The organism is Pantoea sp. Ft-CA_14 (assembly GCF_024520875.1).
GTDB lineage: Bacteria > Pseudomonadota > Gammaproteobacteria > Enterobacterales > Enterobacteriaceae > Pantoea > Pantoea agglomerans.
The window spans coordinates 118,043-141,423 of the sequence record NZ_JALNPM010000013.1; the positions used below are offsets into that span (position 1 = coordinate 118,043).

Sequence of the window (23,381 nt, forward strand, 5' to 3'; positions counted from 1 at the left end):
TGTTCAGGCGTGCCTTCCGTTCGTTTTGACCAAAAGACATAAGAGGAAAAGATGTCATCCGCTTCGCATTCTGAAATTGACGCGCGTTACCGTTACGCCTGCGACATCGCCCGTGCGGCGGCCAGCCGGGCTTATTCGTGGTATCAGCAGCGTCAGACACTGGTGGTGGAACACAAAAGGGATTTGCAGGACGTGGTCAGCGAGGCTGATCGTAACGTTGAGGCATTGATTAAGACATTAATCGCTGAGCGCTTTCCTGACGATGCTGTCTATGGCGAAGAGAGCGGCGGTGAGGTTCAGGGCGCGCCCTTTATCTGGGTGGTCGATCCCATCGACGGCACCGCCTGCTTCGTCAACGGCCTGCCTAACTGGTGCGTCTCGCTGGCGGTGGTCTGTGACGGCGAACCGGTGATCGGCGTGGTCTGCGATCCCAATCATCAGGAGCTGTTTCACGCACGAGCAGGTCAGGGTGCGTGGGTTAATGAGAGCCGTCTCCAGGTTCATGGCGCGACGCATCTCAACGAGGGTTTGCTCGGCATCAGCAACTCCAGTCGCACCCCTGCCGAAAGCGTCTCGCGCCTGATTAGCGGCTTAACTGAACAGGGTGGCATGTTTATTCGCATCGGTTCTGGCGCGCTGACCAGCGCCTGGGCGGCCGCCGGGCGACTGATTGGCTACTATGAAGCGCATATGCATCCCTGGGATAGTCTGCCGGGCATCGTCCTGATGCGCGAAGCGGGCGGCGTCACTAATGATTATCTGCGCAACGAGGGGCTAAAAAACGGCAACCCGGTGTTGCTGGCCAATGCGACTCTTTATCCAAAAATCAAAGCGCTGACCGGTAATCGCGTGCTGGAGGAGTAAATGACGCTGCCAGGCCTGTACCGCTGCGCGCTAATCCTCTGTTCTCTCTGGCTGTTAAGTCCGGTGTCACAGGCGGCGGATTACCAGCTGGAGAAGGTGGTCGAACTGAGCCGTCACGGTGTCCGTCCGCCCACCCCCGGTAATCGCAAAGAGATTGAAGCCGCCAGCCAGCAACCCTGGACGCAGTGGACCACCGCCGATGGTGAGCTGACCGGTCATGGCTACAGCGCGGTGGTCAATAAAGGACGCTGGCAAGGCGAGCACTATCGCCATCTCGGCCTGCTGGGCGCGGGCTGTCCTGATGCAGCACAGGTCTACGTGCGCGCCAGTCCGCTGCAGCGCACCCGTGCCACGGCCGCAGCGCTGACTGACGGGGCCTTTCCCGGCTGCGGCGTGCCGGTGCATCACGTCGCGGGCGATGTCGATCCGCTGTTCCAGAGTGAAAAGCTGACGGTCACCCACACCGATCCTGCTCAGGAGCTGGCAGCTAAGCAGCAGAAAGCAGGCGATCTGGCGCGGCTGCAACAGCAGTTGCAACCCGCCATTCAGCAGCTGAAAGCCGCCGTCTGCCCGCCCGCGACTGACTGCCCCCTCTTTGATGCGCCCTGGTCGTTCCGGCAAACCCGTAACGGCAACACATACGTTTACGGGCTGAGTGTGATGGCAAGCATGGTGGAGACGCTGCGACTGGGCTACAGCGAAAACCTGCCGTTGGACCAGCTCGCCTGGGGACACATCACGTCGGCCGCGCAGATCACCACGCTGTTACCGCTGCTGACCGCAAACTACGATCTCAGCAACGACGTGCTCTATCAGGCACAGCGCCGTGGCTCAATATTGCTCAACGCCCTGCTGGAGGCGATTGCTTCCGATAGCGCGCCGGGCCGCTGGCTGATTCTGGTGGCACATGACACCAATATTGCGATGGTGCGCACCCTGATGGGCTTTAGCTGGCAGTTGCCAGGCTATTCACGCGGCAACATTCCACCGGGCAGTAGTCTGGTGCTGGAGCGCTGGCGCGACACCCACAGCGGCGAACGTTTTTTGCGGCTCTATTTCCAGGCGCAGAGTCTGGATGGGATTCGTCAGTTACAACCGATTGATGATAAACATCCGTTATTACGTCAGGAGTGGCATCAGCCCGACTGCAGAATCACCGATGTCGGCGTGCTCTGCCCTTATCAATCCACGCTGATTCAGTTGCGGAAAAAGCTGGATGACAGCGCTGTGCTGCCGGTTTCGGTTATATTGCCCTGAGTCTGTGGCTAATCAAATTCAGGCCGCAGCATCAACGCGGCCTGAATAATGTTAACCGCTGTTAATTAACGCCATTCCGACCTTTTCTTATTTAAATCGCCTGACTATCAGCGCCACTCGTTTTGTTTTACGATAGACCCGTCAATCATCCCTTTATTAACTATTTTCCTGTAATTCTTGAATATTTCGGCGACTGGTTTCGCCGTTTTTTATTTCTTACACGCCCCGCTACTGCTGCCCGCCAGCGCCTGTGTGACTGCACGCTCACTCCTCTGAATCTCCCTTATCGCCCCTGCCCGGTTATCACTATCGGCCACATTCACTGCCAATTAAAATACGCATTCATGGATATAAACCGGGACATAAACTTATTTCGCAGGCAGGCGTTTTGCTCCTGATAACAGGATTCCATATTGTGGATTGGGTCACATAAATAATCAGATGAGCAGGAATATAAAAGCGCGGGAAATAGCGTGTTCTGCTCCCCCACGAATGAGAGAGCAGAACAGGAGATTAGCGGGGTTTACGAACCAGCTTATAGCCCAGCAGCAGCACCACTATCCACACCATACCGACATAGAGGGAAATGCGGGTATCGGGGAAATAACCAATCAGACCGATAATAAAGCAGAGGAAGGCTACGCCGACGCCAGCAGTCCAGCTGCCGCCTGGCAGCGCAAACTGCAGCTTACTGGCGGCCTCTTTACCAATTTTGCGACGGAACGCGATCTGCGACAGCAGAATCATGATCCAGACCCACACCGTTGCAAAGGTCGCCAGCGAGGCGATCACCAGGAAGACTTTTTCCGGCATCAGGTAGTTGAGATAAACCGCAATCAGCATGGCGAACATCATCACCACCACCGTCACCCACGGGATCCCGCGCGAAGAGACCTTCATAAAGACCTTCGGGGCATGTCCCTGCTGCGCCATCCCGTGCAGCATGCGGCCCACGCCAAACACATCGCTGTTAATCGCCGAGAGTGACGCGGTCAGCACCACAAAATTGAGGATAGAGGCGGCCGCCGCAATGCCCAGATGCTGGAAGGTCAGCACAAACGGGCTGCCCGAGGTGCCCACCTGATTCCACGGGTAGATCGACATAATCACAAACAGCGTGCCGACGTAGAACACCAGAATGCGCCACGGCACCGAGTTGATGGCGCGCGGAATCGACTTCTCCGGATCTTTCGCTTCACCGGCGGTGATACCGATGATTTCGATGCCACCATAGGCAAACATCACCATCTGCAGCGACAGCAGCATACCGACTACGCCGTGCGCAAAGAAGCCGCCGTTAGTCCAGAGATTGTGGATGCCGGTCGGCTGGCCGCCGTTGCCGAGACCCCAGATGATCATGCCGAAACCGGCCAGAATCATCACGATAATGGTGGCGACTTTGAAGAAGGAGAACCAGAACTCCACTTCGCCGAACACCTTCACGCTCATCAGATTGACGGCACCGATGATCAGCACCACGCTCAGCACCCAAATCCAGTGCGGCACCTCAGGGAACCAGACGCCCATATAGATGCCGAACGCCGTGACATCCGCAATCGCCACGATCAGGATTTCAAAACAGTACGTCCAGCCGGTGATGTAGCCTGCCATCGGCCCAAGATAGTCCTGCGCATAGCGTGAGAAGGAGCTGGCCTGAGGATTGTTAACGGACATCTCACCCAGTGCGCGCATGATGATGTAAGCCACTGCCCCGCCGATGATATAGGCGAGCAGCACGCTCGGTCCGGCCATTTTTATCGCGTCAGCGGAACCGTAGAACAGCCCGGTGCCAATCGCCGATCCCAGCGCCATAAAGCGGATGTGGCGCGTGCTCAGTCCGCGTTTGAGCTTGTTGGTTTCTTGCATAACAACCTGTACCTGTGAAATGAAAAAACCACGGGCAGGCCCGTGGTTAAAGAAAAATCAGTGCTCTCTGCTACGAGTGAACGGTCACCTGTTCCGGCCCTTTCACCCGATCAACAACAGCGGCAATCAGCAGCATCACCAGCGACGGCGGCAACCAGGCGAGACCCTGATCGGCCAGCGGCAGATTCTGACTGAAAGCGGGCAGCAAATCTTTAAACCCGGTGGTTTTAATCGCATCAACAATACCGAACAGCAAGCTGATTAACATGGCTGGCGCGATAATCCGGCTGCTCTTATTCCACCAGTTGAGGGTGAAACTCAGCACCACCAGCACGATACAGGGCGGATAAATTGCCGTCAGTACCGGGATGGAGATCTGAATCAGGTGGCTCAGGCCGAGATTCGACACCACCATGGAGAACAGACCCAGAATAAACACCAGCGTTTTATACGATAACGGCAGGTATTGCGCAAAAAATTCCGCACAGGCACAGGTCAGGCCTACGGCGGTCACCATACAGGCGACGAAGATCAGCGCGGCAAGGAAGAAGCTGCCCATGTTGCCAAAGGTGTGCTGAACATACGCGTGCAGAATCGCTGCGCCATTAGCGTTTTGATCCACCAGCGCACCGCTGCCCGCGCCCAGCTTAAACAGGCAGAGGTAGACCAGCGTCAGGCCCAGACCGGCGATTAACCCTGCCAGCACGGTATAACGGGTCAGCAGCGCGGCATTATCGACGCCACGCGAACGGGCGGCGTTGACAATTACGATACCAAATACCAGCGCGCCCAGCGTATCCATAGTCAGATAGCCATTGACGAAACCGCTGGAGAAGGCCGCACGCTGATAATCAGCGGTAGCCGGAACCGTGCCGCCGGCGGGCCATACCAGGGCAGCAACGCCCAGCACGGTCAGCGCAATAATTTTTAATGGCGCAAGGAAGTGCCCTACCGTGTCGAGTAGCTTGCCGGGATAGAGCGATACGCCAATCACCAGCGTGAAGTAAATCAGGCTATAGATAAACAGCGGCAGCGCGCCATCACCGGTCAGCGGGGCAATACCCATCTCAAACGAGACCATTGCCGTACGCGGTGTGGCAAACAGCGGCCCGACAGCCAGATAGCAAACGGTGGCCAGCACGATGCCAGCGACCTTGCCAATCGGGGTGCTGAGCGCATCCACGCCGCCGCCGACGCGGGCCAGCGCGATCACGGTCATCACGGGCAGACCGACTGCGGTAATCAGAAAACCAATCGCGGCAGTCCAGACGTGTTCGCCAGACTGAATACCGACCATGGGCGGGAAAATGATGTTGCCCGCGCCAACAAACAGGGCGAATGTCATAAAGCCCAGCGCGAGAATGTCCTTCGAAGTTAAACGATGTGTCATACGGCCTGTCACTGATGTTGCGGTGGAAGTTGGGTTAGTGTTGTCCCCTCGCTGCGTGTAAACCGCGACCAGGCTGACAATGTCAGCGCATTATGCTCGTCGCAGGGTAAAGCACAGGTGATTTGAGCTGCTTTTATTCTGTTCACAGAGGGATGGATCGACAACGGCGCTAAGTAAAACGTTTATAGCGGTGAAAGGCAATACGGGATCGGAAAACCAGAAGGTTATGCCGCCATTTTTTCAAAAGGCAGTGGATAGCGTTAATTTTTGCAGCAGGCACACAAGATGATGTGCCTAAATAATAGACAGAGCGCGAGAAATCCCCGCATAAACGGGCCTGAAGATACACAAAAGGCGCGTTTTACGCGCCTGTCTGCACAACGTTACAGCACTACCAGACCTGATTCGCGATATCGACCACTAAGCGAATCTTCTGCCACTGCTGCGCCTCGGTCAGGCTGTTGCCCTCTTCGGTTGAGGCAAAACCACACTGCGGACTGAGGCAGATCTGATCCAGACTGACATACTGCGCCGCCTCTTCCAGCCGGGTTTTCACCTGCGCCGGATCTTCCAGTTCACCCACTTTCGTGGTGATGAGGCCCAGCACCACCTGCTGATGACCTGGCTTAATGTAACGCAGTGGTTCAAAACCGCCGGAACGGGCGTTGTCATACTCCAGGAAGAAGGCATCCACGTTGACGCTGCCGAACAGGATTTCTGCGACCGGCCCATAGCCGCCTTCAGAGATCCAGGTTGAGCGGAAGTTGCCGCGACAGACATGCAGACCCACGGTCAGATCGGCAGGTTTACCTTCCAGCGCTTTATTCAACACCTGAGCATAAGTCTGTGCCAGCTGGTCAGGATCGTCGCCACGCGCCCGGATATCGCGCTTCTGATCCTCAGAACAGAGGTAAGCCCAGACGGTATCATCCAGTTGCAGATAGCGGCAGCCCGCGTCATAAAACGCCTGAATAGCTGCTTTGTAGGTCTGCGCCAGATCGTCGAAGTAGTCTGCCAGATCGGGATAGACTTCCGCGTCGATCACCTTGCGGCCACCACGGAAGTGCAGCACGCTGGGGCTGGGAATGGTCATCTTCGGCACCGCATCACCGGCAATACTCTGCAGGAAGCGGAAATGCGCCAGCATCGGATGATCCGTCGGGAAACCGAGTTTGCTCACCACTTTCACGCCATGCGCTTTGGTCTGCACGCCATTAAACTGAATGCCCTGCTCCGCCTCATAGCGCTCTACGCCATTCAGGCCATAGAAAAAGTCGAAGTGCCACCAGCCGCGACGAAACTCGCCATCAGTGACCACTTTCAGGCCATTTTTCCGCTGTTTCGCCACCACATCGCGAATCGCCTCATCTTCAACCTGGCGCAGGGCAGCCGCATCAATCTCTCCGGCTGCAAACTGTTCGCGCGCCTGCTTAATGGCGGCGGGACGCAGAAAGCTGCCAACGGTATCGGCACGGAACGGGGCGGTTTCTCTTTGCATGATCACTCCTGTCTCCCCTGCCGGTAATGACGGCAGGAAATAGTTGCATCCTGATATAAATAGCCATCTGGATGGCTACATGTCTGAACACAGAGTGGCATGGGCGGCTTTCTTCTGCAACTGAAGAAAATTCAGTGATGATGAAAAAAATTCACGTTCGGAGGATTAACGCAGCGCGGCGCGCGCCTGCGTCATCTGACTGTCAGAGAGCGGCAGATAGCCCGCTTCGCTGACCCGCCGCTGTCCCTGCGCCGAAAGTACCTGCTGCAGAAACGCGGCCACCAGCGGCGGCAAAGGTTTGCCGGGCGCTTTATTCACATAGAGATAGAGCGGGCGCGCCCAGGGATAACGGCCACTGCGGATGGCATCGGCATCCGGGGTAATCGCCTGCCCCTGATCATTCATCACCGCCAGCATTTTTACGCCGCTGAGATGAAAGCCAAAACTGGCATAGCCGATGCTGCGTGAATTACCGGCCACCGCCTGCACCACTGCGGCCGAACCGGGAAACTCCGCCACGTCGCTGCGAAAATCACCTTTGCACAGCGCCTGCTGCTTGAAGAAACCCCATGTGCCGGAGGCGGAGTTACGTCCATAGCGCTGAATCGGCCGTTTGCTCCACTGCGCGCCGGTTAAGCCGAGATCGCCCCAGCGCAGCGGCACGCTGTGTGCGCCACACAGACGGGTAATCGAGAAGATGGCATCGAGCTGACGCGGTTCAATCTGCTGCAGCGGATTGCGCTGATTCACCACTACCACCAGCGCATCCATAGCCACCGGAACCGCCAGCGGCGGATAGCCGTAGCGCGCCTCAAAGGCCTGGCGTTCATCTGCCTGCATCGGGCGGCTCATCGGACCGAGTTGTGCTGCACCCGCCGCCAGCGCGGTCGGCGCAGTAGAAGATCCGGAGGCCTGAACCTGGACATTGACGCCCGGCGCCTGGCGACTGAAATCTTCGCCCCACAGCGTCATCAGATAACCCAGCGTATCCGATCCGACGCTGCTGAGATTGCCGGAGAGCGCGCCGGGCTGGGCCAGTGCCAGGCCTGGCAGCAGAGTAACGATCAACAAAAGAAGGATGCGCATCAGGGAGATCCGGCAGCGATTAATGAACGGCATTCTCCTGCATCACGCTGCTGACAATCAACCTCGCTGGCAGCGTAAAGGTAAAACAGGTCTCCTTGTGCGGCACGCTGGTGATATCGAGCCGGGCGTTATGGTGGCTCAGAGCATGTTTCACTATCGCCAGCCCCAGCCCGCTGCCGCCGGTCGCACGCGAACGCGCTTTATCGACCCGGTAGAAACGCTCGGTAAGACGCGGAATATGTTCTGAGGCGATGCCCGGCCCGTTATCGCACACCCGGAAGATAGCCCCCTGTTTGCCGCGCAGCCAGCTGATATCAATTCGCGTGCCATCCGGTGTGTGGTTTACCGCGTTGTAAACCAGATTGGAGATGGCGCTGCGCAGCTGTTCATCGTTGCCGAACACTTTCAGATGGGGATCGGTATGGAAGTGGATGTCGTGACGGCCGCCACTCAGCGTTGCCGCCTCATGCTGCAGCAGTTTCAGCATCACCGGCACATCGACCTTCTCTTTCAGATCGATCGCGGGCGCGGCTTCAATGCGCGACAGCGTCAGCAGCTGTTTGACCAGGCTGTCCATGCGGCGCGTCTGCTCCGACATGGTGTGCAGCGCTTTGCTGCGCGAAGGCTCGCTCATCACCGAGTCGTTCATCATCTCCAGGTAGCCCTGCAGCACCGTGAGCGGTGTGCGCAATTCATGGCTGACGTTGGCAAAGAAGTTGCGGCGCGCCCCTTCCAGCTGATGCATCTGCGTGACATCACGCGCCACCAGCAGCCACTGCCCTTCGCTGTAGGGCATGACGCGGAACTCCATGTGAAGTTTGTTGTTCAGCACCAGCGTCAGCGGCTTGTCGAAATCGCGCTGGCGAAGATAGCGGGAGAACTCCGGATAACGGAGCAGATTGAGGATGTTCTGGCCATTATCTTCCGGCCAGCGCAGACCCAGGTGCTGCTGCGCCAGGCCGTTACACCAGAAAATGGTGCCCTCTTCGGTAGTCAGGATCACCGCATCCGGCAGCGACTCGGCACCGCTGCGGAAACGCTTAATCAGATTGCCCAGTTCACGCCGCCGCCGCCGGTTGCGGAGCTGCATCTGGTAAAGACCATAAAACAGCGGTTCCCAGCTGGCACGCCCGGCCGGTGGCGTCATGGTGCGGTCCAGCCACAGCCAGTGCGACAGCCGCATCAGATTGTGAAAATGCCACAACAGCACCGTCAGCACGCTCAGCAGCAGCCACCAGGGCAGACCGCCGAACAGCAGGCCCAGCAGCACTGCGGGCAGACAGACCAGCAGCAGTTCTGTCAGTAATCTCTTCCAGGAGAGGCGTTCCAGCACGGTAAAGGCTCCGTTTAGTAGCGGGCAGAGAAACGATACCCTGTTCCGCGAACGGTTTGTACCATGCGATCGTGGCCGGACACTTCCAGCGCTTTACGTAAACGACGGATGTGAACATCGACAGTACGATCTTCCACATACACATTGGTGCCCCAGACGTGGTTCAGCAGCTGTTCGCGGCTGTAAACGCGTTCCGGGTGGGTCATAAAGAAGTGCAGCAGCTTATATTCGGTGGGGCCCATCTCCAGCGGCGTGGTTTCGGACATCACGCGATGTGAGGAGGGATCCAGACTCAGCCCCTGCATCTCAATCACCTCTTCCACGGCCATCGGCGAAATACGGCGCATCACCGCTTTGATCCTCGCCATCAGCTCTTTAGGTGAAAAGGGCTTGGTAATGTAATCATCGGCACCCACTTCCAGGCCGCGCACCCGATCCTCCTCTTCGCCGCGCGCGGTGAGCATCATCACCGGGATATCGCGGGTCATCGCCTCGCGTTTCAGATGTTTGATAAACTGAATACCGCTGCCACCGGGTAACATCCAGTCCAGCAAAATCAGATCGGGCCAGGGTTCAATCAGCTTGCCAACGGCGCTGTCATAATCTTCCGCCTCGATTGGCTGATAGTCGTTCTGCTCCAGAACAAAACACAACATTTCACGGATGGGGGCTTCATCCTCCACAACCAAAATGCGCTTAGCCATTATTACTCCTGCTGATTATGACGGATGTCACTGAGATTCGCGGCGCCATTATGCGTCAGATTTGTGACACTTTTATGAAAAACATAACCTGCCTGTAACCTCACTGGTAATCATTTATGACAGCGCAGCGACAATTTTTTGCTTTGGCCGCAGAGCCAGTATAATCGCCGGGCGAATCACAACGGCAGGGACTCATCATGCGCATCATTCATACTGCGGACTGGCATCTGGGGCAGTTCTTCTACAACAAAAGTCGGGCAGCCGAACATCAGGCATTTCTCGACTGGCTGTTGATCCAGATTGAACAGCATCAGGTGGATGCGTTGATCATCGCAGGCGATCTGTTTGATACCGGTACACCGCCCAGCTACGCCCGCGAAATGTTCAACCGCTTTGTGGTGGCGCTGCAGCCCAGCGGCTGTCAGCTGATTGTGCTGGCGGGCAACCACGATTCCGTTGCCACGCTGAATGAGTCGCGTGAGCTGCTCGCCTGCCTCAATACCCGGGTGATCGCCACCCCGCAGGAGAAGGATGATGTGCTGCTGCTCAACACCCGCCAGGGCGAGCCGGGCGCGCTGCTGTGTGCGATTCCCTATCTGCGGCCGCGCGATATCCTGCGCAGCCGGGCGGGTCAGTCGGGACGCGACAAGCAGACCTCGCTGCTGGAAGCGATCGCCCACCACTATCAGCAGCGATTCGCCGCCGCCCAGGCGCTGGGCCATGCACTGCCGATTATCGCCACCGGCCATCTCACCACCGTCGGCGTCAGCCAGAGCGATTCAGTGCGCGACATCTATATCGGCACGCTGGATGCCTTTCCGGCCAGCGCGTTTCCCGCGGCTGACTATATCGCACTGGGGCATATTCATCGCGCCCAGCGCGTCGCGGGCAGCGAGCATATCCGCTACAGCGGCTCACCGATTCCGCTGAGCTTTGACGAGCTGGGCACAGAAAAAAGCGTCTTCCTGCTGGAACTCACCACCAGCGGCCTGCAATCAGTCACGCCGCTGGTGGTGCCACAGGCGCAGCCGATGCAGGTGCTGAAAGGATCGCTGGCGCAGATTGCAGAACAGTTAAATGCCTTCAGCACGGCAGAGCAGGAGAAGCCGACCTGGCTCGACATCGAAGTCACCACCCAGGAGTACCTCAGCGATCTGCAGCGTCAGGTAGAAACCCTGACCGCCACGCTGCCGGTCGAAGTCCTGTTGCTCCGCCGCAGCCGTGAACAGCGGCAACAGAGCCTGGCGCGGCTCGACAACGAAACCCTGAGTGAGCTGAAGGTGGAGGAGGTCTTTGCCCGCCGGCTGGCGCTGGATGAGGAGCTGCAACCAGAGCAAATCGCCGAGATGACCACCCTGTTCCGCCAGACGCTGGCCGCCATGGAAGAGACCCAATGAAGATCCTCACGCTACGGTTCAAAAACCTCAATGCCCTGCGCGGTGAATGGTTCATCGACTTCCGCGCCGAACCTTTCGCCAGCAACGGCCTGTTCGCCATTACCGGTGCCACCGGCGCCGGTAAAACCACCCTGCTGGACGCCATCTGCCTGGCGCTCTATCACCAGACACCGCGCCTGGGCGCGATTTCACAGAGCCAGAATGCGCTGATGACCCGCGACTGTGCCGAATGTCTGGCCGAGGTGGAGTTTGAGATCAAAGGAGAAGCCTGGCGCGCCTTCTGGAGCCAGAACCGCGCGCGCGGCACTGCCGACGGCAAACTTCAGGCGCCGCGCGTTGAGCTGGCACGCTGCGCCGACAACATCATTGTTGCCGACAAAGTCGGTGACAAGCTGAAGCTGATCGAAACCCTCTCTGGGCTCGATTTCGAAAGGTTTACCCGCTCGATGATGCTGTCACAAGGCCAGTTCGCCGCCTTTCTCAATGCCAAAGCCAGTGAGCGCGCGGAACTGCTTGAGGAGCTGACCGGCACCGAAATTTACGGTCTGATTTCCGCCGCCATCTACGAGCGCCACAAAGAGGCAAAAACCCAGCTGGATCTGCTGCGCAGCCAGGCGGGAGCGATGGCGCTGCTGGATAGCGACGCACGCGCCGCGCTGCAACAGCAGCTCACCGATCTGACCGATGCGGAACAGCAGCTCAGCGCGCACTATCAGCAGGCGCAGCAACAGCAGCAGTGGCAACAGCAGGCGCAGCAGTTACAGCAGGAAGATGCGCAGGCTGACGTCGCGCTGCAGCAGGCCCAGGCCGCATCCCTGGCGGCAGAAGCCGATCGTCAGCGGCTGGCACGCAGCGAACCGGCTGAAAAGCTGCGGGTAAAACTGCAGCAGCGCGACGCGTTACGCACCGAACAGCAGCAGGTCGTGAGCCGCTGTCAGCAACTCACGGCGGCGCAGCAGCAGGCGCAGAGCCAACAGCAGCAGCATCAGCAGCACTACGCGACGACCCAGAGTGCCCGCCAGCAGGCGCTGCAGGAACAGCAGCAGCAGGAAAGTCTGCTGACAGAACAGGTGCTGCCGCTGGATCAGCGGATCAGCGCACTGCAGCAGCAGCTTGCGGAGCAGCAGCAGGAAAATGCCCGACAGCAGCAGCATGCTGATCAGACACAGGCCAGCCTGGCAGAGCAGAAGCGCCAGGTTGAGACATGGCAGCAGGCGATTGCCGAACAGCATCAGTTACGCCAGCAGCTTGCCGATCTCGCCCAATGGGGCGCTTCGCTGCCGGTGTGGCAGGAGAACTTTGCCCTGCTGGCGCAGCGTGAAGCGACCCTGGCCGGACTGGCGCAACAGCGCGAGCAGCAGCAGCGACAGATCGCTGCCCAGCAGGCGGAACAGCAGCAGCAGGCAGAACAGGCGCTCCCGCGCCAGCAGGCGGAGCAACAGGCCCGCCAGGCGCTCTCGCAGGCGGAGCAAGTACTAACTTCGCTACAGGAACAGCATCCGCCTGCCGCACTGCGTCAGGCATTAAGCCAGTTGCAGAACAGCCGTCCGGCTCGTCAGCAACTGCTGCTGCTTTCAACCCAGTGGCAGCCGCTGCACCAGCAGCTGGGCCAGCGCCAGCAGCGGCTTATCGCGCTCGCAAAAGCGCATCAGCAGAGTGAAGCGGAACTCCAGGCCCTGCGCGAAACGTGGAAACGCGAAAAACAGCAGCTGGATGATGTCGAAAAAATCTGCGCGCTGGAGCAGCAGATTGTCGATCTCAGCGATTACCGCGCCCGGCTCGTCGCCGATCAGCCCTGTCCGCTGTGCGGCTCCTGCACGCATCCCGCCGTTGAGGCCTACAGCACGCTGGAAGTAAGTGCTAACCAGCAGCGCCGGGCTGCACTGCAGCAACAAACTGAGGCATTGCGCGAAGCGGGCACGACAAAAAGCGAACAGCTGAAACAGTCAGCCGTGCAGCAGCAGACCCTGCGCGATGAAATCGCGGAGATGCAGCAACAGCTCGATCGGCTTGAGCAGCAATGGCAGGCGCTGAGCGGTGAGCTGGCACTTACCTTCCCGCTCGCCGATCGGGATACCTTAACCGCGTGGGAGCAGCAGCAAAGCGAACGTGAAAGCCAGCTTGAGCAACAGCGACAGGCGCAGGAAGCCGCCGAACAGGCGCGTCAGGCCGCAAAGGATTACTATCTTCAGCAGTCACAGGCCTGGCAGCAGCATTTGCAGGCAGAACAGCTGGCGCAGCAGTCGCTGTCCAGCCTGCAACAGGCGCTGGATGCGCTGCAACAGCGTCAGCAGCAGGAACAGCAGGCCATGGCGCAATTGCAGAGTCGTCTGGAGCAGCAGTTCAGTGCACACAACCTTGCCCTGCCCGACGCCGCCCATCGCGATGCATGGCTGACAGAACAGCAGCGGCGCTGGGAGCGCTGGCAGGAAAGTGAGCGGTTGCTCGCTAACCTGCAACCGCAGTTGTTAAAGGGGGAAACCCAGCTCACTGCCCTGCAACAGCAGGCAGAACTGGAGCAGCAGCAGCTCACCACTCGTCAGCAGCAGCAAAACCAGCGCCAGACGCAGCTCAGCGAGATGCGCCGTGCCCGTCAGGCGCTGTTTGGCGACCGCGAGGTCACCCACGCCCGTCAGCAGATACAGGCTCGCGTTCAGCAGGCTGATGAACAACTGGCACAGCAGCTCACTGCCCTGCAACAGGCGCAGGCCGAGGTCAGTCGCCTGCAGGGTGAGCTTTCGGGGCTGGAAAATCAGCGGCAGACGCTCAATAGCAAACTGGCAGAGGCGGAAAGCGCGCTGCAGCAGGCACTGGAGAGCGCCGGATTCGCGGATGAAGCCAGCCTGCGCGCGGCGCTGCTGGATGAGCAGACCGCAGTGCAACTGCGTCAGCAGTTGCAGCAGCTCGATCAGCAATGCCAGCAGCAGCAGGCGCGACTGGCGGATCTGCGTCAGCGGCTCAGTCTCCATCAGCAGGCGAAACCCGCTGCGATGCCGGAATCCACCGAAGCGCTGGCGCAACAGCTGGAGCAGTTACGGCTGGCACTGCGCGACAACGCCAGCCAGCAGGGTCAGATTCAGCAGCAGCTGCACAGCGATGCCAGCCTTCGTGTGCGCCAGCAAAGCCTGATGACGCAGATTGAACAGGATGGTGTGACGCTGGCGCAGTGGAGCCTGCTCAACGATCTGATTGGCTCCGCCAGCGGCGATAAATTCCGGCGCTTCGCCCAGGGCTTAACGCTGGATCACCTGGTGGCCCTGGCTAACCGTCAGCTCGATCGGCTGCATGGCCGCTATCTGCTGCAGCGACGGGCGCAGGATCTGCTGGAGCTGGATGTGGTCGATACCTGGCAGGCCGATGCGGCGCGCGATACCCGCACGCTGTCGGGTGGTGAGAGCTTCCTGGTGAGTCTGGCGCTGGCGCTGGCATTGTCGGATCTGGTCAGCCACAAAACGCGCATCGAATCGCTGTTTCTGGATGAGGGATTTGGCACGCTGGATGCGCAGACGCTGGACACCGCGCTGGATGCACTCGATGCACTCAACGCCAGCGGCAAAACCATTGGGGTCATCAGTCACGTGGAAGCGATGAAGGAGCGTATTCCGGTACAGATTAAAGTACGCAAGATGAATGGGCTGGGTTACAGCCAGCTGGAACTGCCGCAGGGATAACGGGCGCCGCAGCGCCCGTTTACGTGCAATCAGCGGGCGCTGACGAGCTTGTAGCGAGGGCCGGTGAGTAACCCGCCCTGCTCGTTCTGTGCCAGCAGACGATTGCTGGTCAGTCCGGCCACGGTGTGCGCTTTATCAGTCACGTTGCTGGCAATCTGTTTGATCGCCGCACTGACCAGCATGCCGACCAGTCCACCGTTGTTGTTGTTGCCATCTTCACTGTCGCTGGCACTGGCCTTACCCTGCCAGATCTCTTTGCCGCTGCGCAGATCCACCAGCCGTGCTTTGGCGGTTACGATCGTCACGCTGTCAATGACCCGATAGCTGCTGCCATATTCGCTGATCGAGATATAGAGCGCGCTGTCGGCGTGGAAAATCTCATTCAGACGCTTCGCGCTGACGGCCTGGGCGTCACTGGCACTGGTCAGGCCATTCTGCTGAAAGGTCTCTTCAACCACTGCCACCGGGAAGACGTAGTAACCGGCTTCGGCCAGCGGGCGCGTCACCAGCGAGGTCAGACTGTGCGCGGCATTGATATCCGGCGAGGTGTTATCGGCCGGCAGCACCAGAATCGAGGCGGGCTTGCTGGCACGGAACGCACTGTAGTCATACGGTTTTTTCGTCGCACAACCGGTCAGCAGCAGCATCATCAGCACGCCGCCGAGGGCAATCAGTTTTTTCACCGTACCACTCCTTGTTTTTTACTCATCAGAAAATCCATGTAAGGTGCCGATTCGGGAAACAGCTGCTTCTCGGTGGCAAACTGACCAAAGGCTTTATTGGTATCGCCGGTTTTGGCATAGAGCAAACCAAGCTGGGCGTGCAGGCCAGGCGCAACCGGCTGGTTAACGGCACGGGCTTTTTCAATGTCCAGATTCAGCGCATCGATCTGCTTCAGCGGATCGCTGCCCGGCTGATAGTAACTGTAAACCTGCTGCTGATAATCGCCCCAGTAATAGATCGTTTTCGGCGCTTTTGGCGCACAGCCTGCCAGCAACGCCGCTGCAATCAGCAGGCTGCTCAGTGTCATCACCTTCATTTACTGCTTCCTTATTTAGCCGGACGCCATGCGCCGTTGTTGATTCCATCCACTAAGTGATCGACCGCTTCGCGAATCGCCAGATCCATCACTTTGCCGTTCAGCGTTGAGTCATAGCTGCTGGTGCCACCAAAGCCGATGACCTCACGTGCGGAGAGCTGATACTCGCCCGCGCCCTGGGTGCTGTAGACCACCTCTGAGGTGGTGACATCCACTACGTTCAGATTCACTTTGGCATAGGCGATCTGCGTTTTGCCGCGGCCCAGAATGCCCCACAGCTGCTGATCGCCCACTTCTTTGCGGCCAAACTCGGTGATATCACCGGTGATGATGAAGTTCGCGCCTTTGATATTCTGCTGGCTGCGTTTGAAGTCCGACTCCTGCTGCAGCTCTTTCAGGTTGCTGCGATCCAGCACGCTGAACCGGTTGGTCTGCTGCAGATGGGTAATCAGAATGGTTTTTGACTGATTGCCCAGCCGATCGACACCATCAGAGAAAATGCCGTTCATATAGGAGGAGCGGTTATCGAACTGACCCACCGCAATCGGGCTGCGCACGCCCTGATAAACCGGCTGGCTGGCCGCGCGAACCTGGGGGGCCTGAATAGCGCGGGAAGATTCAGTGGCGCAGCCGCTGATGAGCGAGGCCGTTAACAGGGAGAGTGCCGCAAAGGCATATTTTTTCTGCATTTCTAATCCATGAAGTGAAAGAGATGTAACCCGCGCCAGGGCGGTAAATTCTGGTTCTGACGACAGTCGGAGTAATGCCATAGCATTCATGATGCCGGTCTGTAGACTGTCGGCAGCAGACCGGAAGATCTTTAAGGAAAGTTGGCCAGTTAAATGAATTTAATTAATATAACGATGAGAATGTTGCCGGGGGTGATTATTGCAATTTCGCTCAGCGCCTGTCAGCAACCTGTGACAAAGCAACGGGATAGCGTGGCAAACCTCTGTCAGCCGTCGAAAGATCCTGACAGCCAATCCTGTCACTGGACTAATCAAATGCAGCCAGTACTGAACCGGCAGTTCAGCGATGCGGCGCGTTACGCCGGTCAGCAATGTCTGGTACGGATGGAGTGGCAACCACACAGCAGACATTATGCGGTGACCCAGACGCAGGGTGATGAAGCGCTCTGCCTGCGCGCCTGGCAACTGGTCGCGCAGACCCGCGATCTGCCGCCGCCGCCGGAGCCTGGACAACCGGCGTGGTTCGGCTTTGCGCCGCGCGGTTAGCTGGCCAGACCTTCCTGACGCCACTGGCGCGGACTGATGCCAAACCAGCGGCGAAAGGCGCGTGAAAACGCGCTGACTTCCGAGTAGCCCAGCAGCAGCGCCATCTCAGAGATGGGCAGCTGCTTCTGCTGCAGATAGTGTGTCGCCATTTCGCAGCGCACCTGATCGACCAGCGCGGTAAAGCTGCTGCCCTCTTCGCGCAGCCGCCGCTGCAGTGACCAGCTCGACAGTCCGAGCTTATCCGCCACCTCTTCCAGCACCGGCTCACCCTGCATCAGCGATAAATTAACCTGCGAACGCGCCTGCTCAATCATGCTCTGCTGCGACGTCACACGGTTAAGCCGCCGGATCGCATCCTGCATCACCATTAACAGGATCGGATCGCTCTCCGGCATGGCGCGCAGCAGATCGCGCCTGGGGATCACCAGTGAGTTAAACGGCTGATCGAACCAGACCGGCGCATCAAACACTTTGCAGTGATCGTGCCACTGGCCGGGACGCGGATGTTCAAAGTGGACTTCGCGCGGTGCCCAGTGTCTGCCTGCCACGTGGCGGATCAGATTCATAAACATCCCCAGCGTCAGCTCTGCATCCTGTCGGCGCGACAGGATCGCGCCATGTCGCACCTGATAATCCAGCCGCCAGCACTCTCCCTTATCCACCAGCCGGGTTAAGGTGTCGTGCTGATGCCAGGGAAATGCGTTGACCACATTATGCAGCGCCTGTTCCAGCGTGGCGGAGCACAAACCGATGTAGCCGATCAGGCCTAATGACTGCGGTTTAAACTGCCTGCCGTAGTGCAAACCGAAGTTATCAAAACCGGAGTGACGCGCCGCCTCTTCCAGCACCCGACAGTAGTTAACCAGCCCCAGGCTGAGCGTCGGACTGGCCAGGCGCTCCGGATCGATGCCGCTGATGCCGAAGATACGATCAACATCGCCGCCCTGGGTATGAATAAAGTCGCCTAAGCCGGTCGCCGCCGCTGCCAGCACGCCGTGATTGCCTGCCCCCGCCGCTGCCGAGCAGGCCGCAAACGCATCGGGCTTTATCAGTGTCGGATTCATGGTCGCCTCAGTCAGAATTCAGGTGGATCACCCGTTACTCCTATCCGAGCAATTTCCATACCAGGTCCCTGATGCCCGACGCGCCGCCTGCGGGCTGTCCGGGCGGCGCGCGGGTACGCGCAGGGCACTGCGGCGGCGCAGCGACGCCCGCCGCTGGTGCATCAGACGCCGACCGGCAGCTGCTCACCTTCCAGATAACGGCGGCAGAGGCGGACCGAGTGGCTGGCCCACGCCGATCCCAGGCTGCGCGCCATTTCGGTTTCGGCATGTGATCCCACCCACGCGGTGAGCTGGATACGACGCTGGATTAACAGCGCGGGCAGCATGGCCATCTCCGCATCGCTGATATGCGCCACCTGTTCATAGCCGCGGATCCAGTGATCGATCCACTCTGGCGCGCGCGGATGATGCTCAACAAAACTGATCGCCGCCGCCAGATCGTGCAGATACCAGCCTAGCCCGCAGTCATCGAAATCGATCACCCGCGTTTCGCCCTTGTGCAGCAGCAGATTGGTCAGCCGCAGATCGGCGTGGATCAGGCCATAGCGATCCGATCCTTTACCGAACTGCGTCATCGCCGCGCCGACCTGGCTTATCGCCTGCTCTACCACGCCGTGATCGGCAGGATTCAGATTCGGCGCATCCTGCCAGCGTCCCCAGTGACTCTCTGCGCTGGTCATGGTGTGGTGATCCCAGATGATGCGCTGGAAACCCGCAGGCGGCTGCCACTGTTTACTGTGCTGATGCAGCCGCGCGGTGATCTGGCCGAGCTGCTGAAAAGCGCGGGGATCGACGTCGGTGGTCGGCATCTCTCCGTCGATCCAGTGAAACAGCACCACGTAGCGTTCACCGCCCTCCGGCAGCCGCAGCGTCAGCACGGTTTCGCCCTCTTTGTCCGGCACCGCTTCCGGCACCATAATGCCGGTTTCGCGCAGCGCATTGAGCCACAGCAGTTCGCTGACGATGTCGGCTTTTTGATGATAATCGCCGCGATGCAGTCGCAGCGCATAACGCCGGCCTGCCGCCTGCAGCAGAAACGTGGCGTTCTCTGAGCGGCACAGCAGGCTGAGCTGGCCCTGCAGCGCGGCGGGATAACAGGCCAGCGCCTGCTGCGCCATCAGGGTGAGTTGGGAATCAGTCAGGTTGTCATATTGTTTAGCGCTCATCAGTCCGGCTCCTTGTCACTTGCGTTATCTCAGCATGCGTTGCCAGAAGGTGAGCTGCTTGACTCCGGAAGAGACAAAGTTGACCGCAGCGTGCAGCTGGCCCGGTTGTTGCCTGTGAGTTGACCGTGGAGAACAGAAGTCACTGCGCCCGCGTCAAGTCGTGGCGAGTAATGCAACGGCATTATCCCCTTACTGTAGCGTAATGGCGGTGTAACGCCGCGCGAAGCCAACAACGACGGGGATAACAGTATGACAAACAGACTCAAGCCCACTCTGGGCACCCTGCATCTGTGGGGGATTGCGGTTGGCCTGGTCATTTCAGGCGAATATTTTGGCTGGAGTTACGGCTGGGCCGTGGCGGGCACGCTGGGATTTCTGGTCACCACCGCGTTGATCGCCACGCTCTATACCTGCTTTATTTTTAGCTTCACCGAACTGACCACCGCGATCCCCCATGCAGGCGGGCCATTTGCCTATAGTCGCCGCGCCTTTGGCGAAACCGGCGGACTGATTGCCGGTCTGGCGACGCTGATTGAGTTTGTCTTTGCGCCACCGGCGATTGCCATGGCGATTGGGGCTTATCTCAACGTGCAGTATCCCGAACTGAACCCGAAGACTGCGGCGGTCGGGGCTTACCTGGTGTTTATGACGCTGAATATTCTCGGCGTAAAACTGGCGGCGATGTTTGAACTGGTTGTGACGGTGCTGGCGGTGATTGAACTGCTGGTGTTTATGGGTGTGGTTTCACCCGGCTTCAGCCTGGCGAACTTCGCCGCGCACGGCTGGGCAGGCAGTGACAGCTTCGGACTGCCCGCCTTCTCCGGGATTTTCGCCGCCATTCCTTTTGCCATCTGGTTTTTCCTGGCCATTGAAGGCGCGGCGATGGCGGCCGAAGAGGCGAAAGATCCGACCCGGACCATTCCCCGCGCCTACATCAGCGGAATTCTGACGCTGGTGGTGCTGGCGATTGGCGTGATGCTGATGGCGGGCGGCGCGGGCGACTGGCGCAAACTTGCCGACATTAACGATCCGCTGCCGCAGGCGATGAAAATGATTGTCGGCGAACACTCTAACTGGATGCATATGCTGGTATGGATCGGACTGTTTGGCCTGATTGCCAGCTTCCACGGCATCATCCTCGGCTATTCACGGCAGTTTTTTGCCCTGGCACGCGCGGGCTATCTGCCGCCTTCTCTGGCCAAACTGTCGCGTTTCCAGACCCCGCATCGGGCGATTATTCTCGGCGGCGTGCTGGGTATCGCGGCGATTTACAGCGATGGTGTGATTAATCTGCAGGGGATGACGCTGACGGCGGCGATGATCACCATGGCGGTATTTGGCGCGATTGTGATGTACATCATGAGTATGCTGAGTCTGTTTAAACTGCGCCGCAGCGCGCCGGAGATGGTCCGCAGTTTCCGCGCGCCGGGCTATCCGATTGTTCCGGGCATCGCCCTGCTGCTGTCGGTGGTTTGTCTGCTGGCGATGCTGTGGTTTAATCCGGTGATAGGCGCGCTGTTTTTCGCCATCATGCTGGCAGGCTATCTCTACTTCCTCGCCACCAAAGCGCAGCGCGATCGGGCGCCGCAGGACAGTATGCTGGTCGGCGAATAAAAGCGGCGCGGGTGAGTGCCTTGGGTTAACGATTCAGCGCCGGGTCTCTCTGGCGCTGAATCGTCAGCGGATGCTCGGGTAACTCAGCCGTTAAGCGGCCAGAGCCACGCCGCACCGCGTACGCCGCTGGAGTCGCCATGCTGCGCCTTCAGCACCGGCGTTTCACACTCCCCGCCAAATACCCACTTCTTCATCAGCACCGGCACGGTCTGATAGAGACGATCCACATTGCTCATCCCACCGCCCAGTACAATCACATCGGGATCGATCAGGTTTACCACCTGCGCCAGCGATTTTGCCAGCCGCAACTCATAGCGGCTCATCGCCAGTTCGGCGATCGGATCCTGCTGCGCCAGCAGCGAGGCGATCTCCGCACCTTTGCGATGTACGCCGCTCAGCCGCTGATAGTCGATACCAAAACCGGTGCCTGAAACAAAGGTCTCAATACAGCCCTGCTGCCCGCAATAACAGGGCACTTCCTGACGGTAGCGCAGCTCATCCTCATCCATCCACGGCAGCGGATTGTGGCCCCACTCACCGGCATTGCCGTTGCCCCCGATACGCGACTCACCGTTGATCGCCACACCGGCGCCCGATCCGGTGCCGATGATCACGGCAAACACCAGCGACTGTCCGGCACCGGCACCGTCGATCGCTTCCGACACCGCCAGGCAGTTGGCGTCGTTGGCGATACGCACTTCCCGGTTCAGCGCCTGCGCCAGATCTTTATCCAGCGGCTGACCGTTGAGCCAGGTGGAGTTGGCATTTTTTACCCGCTTACTGTAAGGCGAAAGCGTGCCGGGAATACCGAGGCCGACCGTGCCGGTTTCGCCGGTTTTCTGCTCCGCCAGCGTGACCAGATCGACAATCGCCTGTACCGTTGCCTGATAGTCATCACGCGGGGTATTCACCCGGTGGCGGAACAGCTCCTCTCCCTTATCCGACAATGCGATCACTTCTGTCTTGGTGCCACCCAGATCTATGCCTATGCGCAAGATTACGTCCTCGTTATTCGTTCAGGTGAGAGATACAGTAAAAGGCGTCTGCCGGAAAGGCAATGAAACCACTCCGATGTTTCGCTATCATGCGCGCTGACTCTCGCAGACTTGTGCGCCCGATCGCGCCACGGTAAGGAATCCCGATGTTGTGGTTTAAAAATATGATGGTTTATCGTCTGAATCGTGACATTCCACTGTCCGCAGATGAGATGGAAAAGCAGCTCGACGCCTTCACGTTTTCACCGTGTGGCAGTCAGGATATGAGCAAGACCGGCTGGGTCTCGCCGATGGGCAACCGCAGCGATGCGCTGACCCATGAAAACAAAGGCCAGATTGTGATTTGCGCCCGCAAAGAAGAGAAAATCCTGCCCTCGCCGGTGGTGAAACAGGCGCTGGAAGCGAAAATCGACAAGCTGGAATCTGAGCAGAGCCGCAAGCTCAAAAAGACCGAAAAAGATTCGCTGAAAGATGAAGTGCTGCACAGCCTGCTGCCGCGCGCCTTCAGCCGTTTCAGCCAGACCTACCTCTGGATCGACACGGTCAACAACCTGATTATGGTTGACTGTGCCAGCGCAAAAAAAGCGGAAGATACCCTGGCGCTACTGCGCAAAAGCCTGGGCTCACTGCCGGTGGTGCCGCTGACGCTGGAAAGCCCGATTGAACTGACCCTGACCGAATGGGTGCGTTCGGGTGACGTTCCAGCCGGTTTCGCCCTGATGGATGAAGCGGAGCTGAAAGCGCTGCTGGAAGATGGCGGCGTTATCCGCTGCAAGAAACAGGATCTGGTGTGCGATGAGATCGCCAACCACATCGAAGCGGGCAAGCTGGTAACCAAACTGGCGCTTGACTGGCAGGAGCGCATTCAGTTTATGCTGGCCGATGACGGTTCAATCAAACGCCTGAAGTTCAGCGACACGCTGCGCGACCAGAACGACGATATTGACCGCGAAGATTTTGCACAGCGCTTTGATGCGGACTTTATTCTGATGACCAGCGAACTGGCCGCACTGACCAGCAATCTGGTAGAAGCGCTCGGCGGCGAAGCCCAGCGTTAATCAGTCACCGGCAGAATCATCCTGACAGACGATATTCGCCAAAAAAATGGCCGCTAAGCGGTAATGTCAGTCAGTTAAGCGACAGGTGATAACGCAGTCTGGTGCCGCTCAGGGGCTGGCGGTCCTCGCGCCGCTGCGCGGTTC

Annotated in this window: 19 protein-coding genes; 7 read left to right on the top strand and 12 right to left on the bottom strand. The window is 58.8% G+C overall.

The window, feature by feature from the left end; all coding sequences use genetic code 11:
* The first annotated feature begins 51 nt into the window (after window positions 1-51).
* A complete protein-coding gene (locus NR195_RS18270; RefSeq protein WP_256844797.1) occupies window positions 52-864 on the top strand; it encodes an inositol monophosphatase in 813 nt (270 codons plus the stop codon).
* The gene (locus tag NR195_RS18275) at window positions 865-2,121 is read left to right on the top strand and encodes a histidine-type phosphatase (RefSeq protein ID WP_201500203.1); all 1,257 of its coding nucleotides are present in this window, start codon (window positions 865-867) and stop codon (window positions 2,119-2,121) included.
* Window positions 2,122-2,634: 513 nt separating this feature from the next.
* On the opposite strand, the gene proY is transcribed toward NR195_RS18275, so the two are convergent.
* The 6 genes from proY to phoB all read right to left on the bottom strand — a co-directional run bounded on the left by proY (window position 2,635) and on the right by phoB (window position 9,998).
* Window positions 2,635-3,987, bottom strand: a complete 1,353-nt coding sequence (proY, locus tag NR195_RS18280) for a proline-specific permease ProY (protein WP_031593969.1) — start codon at window positions 3,985-3,987, stop codon at window positions 2,635-2,637.
* A 70-nt stretch (window positions 3,988-4,057) separates the two neighbouring features.
* Entirely contained in the window at window positions 4,058-5,377 is a 1,320-nt protein-coding gene (gene brnQ, locus NR195_RS18285) for a branched-chain amino acid transporter carrier protein BrnQ (protein ID WP_256844798.1), read from the bottom strand.
* A gap of 391 nt (window positions 5,378-5,768) precedes the next feature.
* Entirely contained in the window at window positions 5,769-6,875 is a 1,107-nt protein-coding gene (locus tag NR195_RS18290; protein ID WP_256844799.1) for a cobalamin-independent methionine synthase II family protein, read from the bottom strand.
* 165 nt (window positions 6,876-7,040) lie between these two features.
* On the bottom strand, window positions 7,041-7,961 hold the full coding sequence (locus NR195_RS18295) for a PstS family phosphate ABC transporter substrate-binding protein (RefSeq protein ID WP_031293116.1): 921 nt from the start codon (window positions 7,959-7,961) through the stop codon (window positions 7,041-7,043).
* Between the two features lie 19 nt (window positions 7,962-7,980).
* Entirely contained in the window at window positions 7,981-9,294 is a 1,314-nt protein-coding gene (gene phoR, locus NR195_RS18300) for a phosphate regulon sensor histidine kinase PhoR (RefSeq protein WP_010255313.1), read from the bottom strand.
* 14 nt (window positions 9,295-9,308) lie between these two features.
* A complete protein-coding gene (phoB, locus tag NR195_RS18305; RefSeq protein WP_003852491.1) occupies window positions 9,309-9,998 on the bottom strand; it encodes a phosphate response regulator transcription factor PhoB in 690 nt (229 codons plus the stop codon).
* 197 nt (window positions 9,999-10,195) lie between these two features.
* On the opposite strand from phoB, the gene sbcD reads away from it, so the two are divergent.
* Window positions 10,196-11,395, top strand: coding sequence for an exonuclease subunit SbcD (gene sbcD, locus NR195_RS18310; protein ID WP_167429837.1), 1,200 nt, complete (start codon window positions 10,196-10,198; stop codon window positions 11,393-11,395).
* Entirely contained in the window at window positions 11,392-15,066 is a 3,675-nt protein-coding gene (locus NR195_RS18315) for an AAA family ATPase (protein WP_256844800.1), read from the top strand. The genes sbcD and NR195_RS18315 overlap by 4 nt, the downstream gene beginning before the upstream one ends.
* Before the next feature lie 29 nt (window positions 15,067-15,095).
* Here the strand turns inward: NR195_RS18315 and NR195_RS18320 are convergent, their stop codons facing one another.
* The 3 genes from NR195_RS18320 to NR195_RS18330 are packed head-to-tail and all read right to left on the bottom strand — an operon-like array spanning window position 15,096 to window position 16,794.
* Complete coding sequence (locus NR195_RS18320) at window positions 15,096-15,749, bottom strand: DUF799 domain-containing protein (protein ID WP_031593975.1); 654 nt, start codon at window positions 15,747-15,749, stop codon at window positions 15,096-15,098.
* Entirely contained in the window at window positions 15,746-16,105 is a 360-nt protein-coding gene (locus tag NR195_RS18325; protein ID WP_060679567.1) for a DUF4810 domain-containing protein, read from the bottom strand. Before NR195_RS18325 ends, NR195_RS18320 begins: the two co-directional genes overlap by 4 nt.
* 11 nt (window positions 16,106-16,116) lie before the next feature.
* Complete coding sequence (locus NR195_RS18330) at window positions 16,117-16,794, bottom strand: CsgG/HfaB family protein (protein WP_033756751.1); 678 nt, start codon at window positions 16,792-16,794, stop codon at window positions 16,117-16,119.
* A 315-nt stretch (window positions 16,795-17,109) separates the two neighbouring features.
* Between NR195_RS18330 and NR195_RS18335 the strand changes: the two genes are divergently transcribed.
* Entirely contained in the window at window positions 17,110-17,340 is a 231-nt protein-coding gene (locus tag NR195_RS18335; protein WP_010255303.1) for a cell envelope integrity TolA C-terminal domain-containing protein, read from the top strand.
* Here NR195_RS18335 and NR195_RS18340 read toward each other — a convergent pair.
* Window positions 17,337-18,404 (bottom strand): AraC family transcriptional regulator, encoded by a 1,068-nt coding sequence (locus NR195_RS18340; protein WP_052272145.1) that lies wholly within the window; start codon window positions 18,402-18,404, stop codon window positions 17,337-17,339. The two genes, NR195_RS18335 and NR195_RS18340, sit on opposite strands and share 4 nt — an antisense overlap.
* A 161-nt stretch (window positions 18,405-18,565) precedes the next feature.
* Complete coding sequence (locus tag NR195_RS18345) at window positions 18,566-19,570, bottom strand: phosphotransferase enzyme family protein (RefSeq protein WP_010671182.1); 1,005 nt, start codon at window positions 19,568-19,570, stop codon at window positions 18,566-18,568.
* A gap of 249 nt (window positions 19,571-19,819) precedes the next feature.
* Between NR195_RS18345 and eat the strand changes: the two genes are divergently transcribed.
* A complete protein-coding gene (eat, locus tag NR195_RS18350; protein ID WP_033766618.1) occupies window positions 19,820-21,184 on the top strand; it encodes an ethanolamine permease in 1,365 nt (454 codons plus the stop codon).
* An 83-nt stretch (window positions 21,185-21,267) separates the two neighbouring features.
* Here eat and mak read toward each other — a convergent pair whose 3' ends face one another.
* Window positions 21,268-22,179, bottom strand: coding sequence for a fructokinase (mak, locus tag NR195_RS18355; RefSeq protein ID WP_022625152.1), 912 nt, complete (start codon window positions 22,177-22,179; stop codon window positions 21,268-21,270).
* Between the two features lie 146 nt (window positions 22,180-22,325).
* On the opposite strand from mak, the gene rdgC reads away from it, so the two are divergent.
* Window positions 22,326-23,237, top strand: coding sequence for a recombination-associated protein RdgC (rdgC, locus tag NR195_RS18360; RefSeq protein ID WP_060679557.1), 912 nt, complete (start codon window positions 22,326-22,328; stop codon window positions 23,235-23,237).
* Window positions 23,238-23,381: the final 144 nt, after the last annotated feature.

Coding starts and splice junctions, on each gene's coding strand:
- NR195_RS18270 (WP_256844797.1), top strand. CDS start 52: ATGTCATCCGCTTCGCATTCTGAAATTGACGCGCGTTACCGTTACGCC.
- NR195_RS18275 (WP_201500203.1), top strand. CDS start 865: ATGACGCTGCCAGGCCTGTACCGCTGCGCGCTAATCCTCTGTTCTCTC.
- proY (WP_031593969.1), bottom strand. CDS start 3,987: ATGCAAGAAACCAACAAGCTCAAACGCGGACTGAGCACGCGCCACATC.
- brnQ (WP_256844798.1), bottom strand. CDS start 5,377: ATGACACATCGTTTAACTTCGAAGGACATTCTCGCGCTGGGCTTTATG.
- NR195_RS18290 (WP_256844799.1), bottom strand. CDS start 6,875: ATGCAAAGAGAAACCGCCCCGTTCCGTGCCGATACCGTTGGCAGCTTT.
- NR195_RS18295 (WP_031293116.1), bottom strand. CDS start 7,961: ATGCGCATCCTTCTTTTGTTGATCGTTACTCTGCTGCCAGGCCTGGCA.
- phoB (WP_003852491.1), bottom strand. CDS start 9,998: ATGGCTAAGCGCATTTTGGTTGTGGAGGATGAAGCCCCCATCCGTGAA.
- sbcD (WP_167429837.1), top strand. CDS start 10,196: ATGCGCATCATTCATACTGCGGACTGGCATCTGGGGCAGTTCTTCTAC.
- NR195_RS18315 (WP_256844800.1), top strand. CDS start 11,392: ATGAAGATCCTCACGCTACGGTTCAAAAACCTCAATGCCCTGCGCGGT.
- NR195_RS18325 (WP_060679567.1), bottom strand. CDS start 16,105: ATGAAGGTGATGACACTGAGCAGCCTGCTGATTGCAGCGGCGTTGCTG.
- NR195_RS18330 (WP_033756751.1), bottom strand. CDS start 16,794: ATGCAGAAAAAATATGCCTTTGCGGCACTCTCCCTGTTAACGGCCTCG.
- NR195_RS18335 (WP_010255303.1), top strand. CDS start 17,110: ATGCAGCCAGTACTGAACCGGCAGTTCAGCGATGCGGCGCGTTACGCC.
- NR195_RS18340 (WP_052272145.1), bottom strand. CDS start 18,404: ATGAATCCGACACTGATAAAGCCCGATGCGTTTGCGGCCTGCTCGGCA.
- NR195_RS18345 (WP_010671182.1), bottom strand. CDS start 19,570: ATGAGCGCTAAACAATATGACAACCTGACTGATTCCCAACTCACCCTG.
- eat (WP_033766618.1), top strand. CDS start 19,820: ATGACAAACAGACTCAAGCCCACTCTGGGCACCCTGCATCTGTGGGGG.
- rdgC (WP_060679557.1), top strand. CDS start 22,326: ATGTTGTGGTTTAAAAATATGATGGTTTATCGTCTGAATCGTGACATT.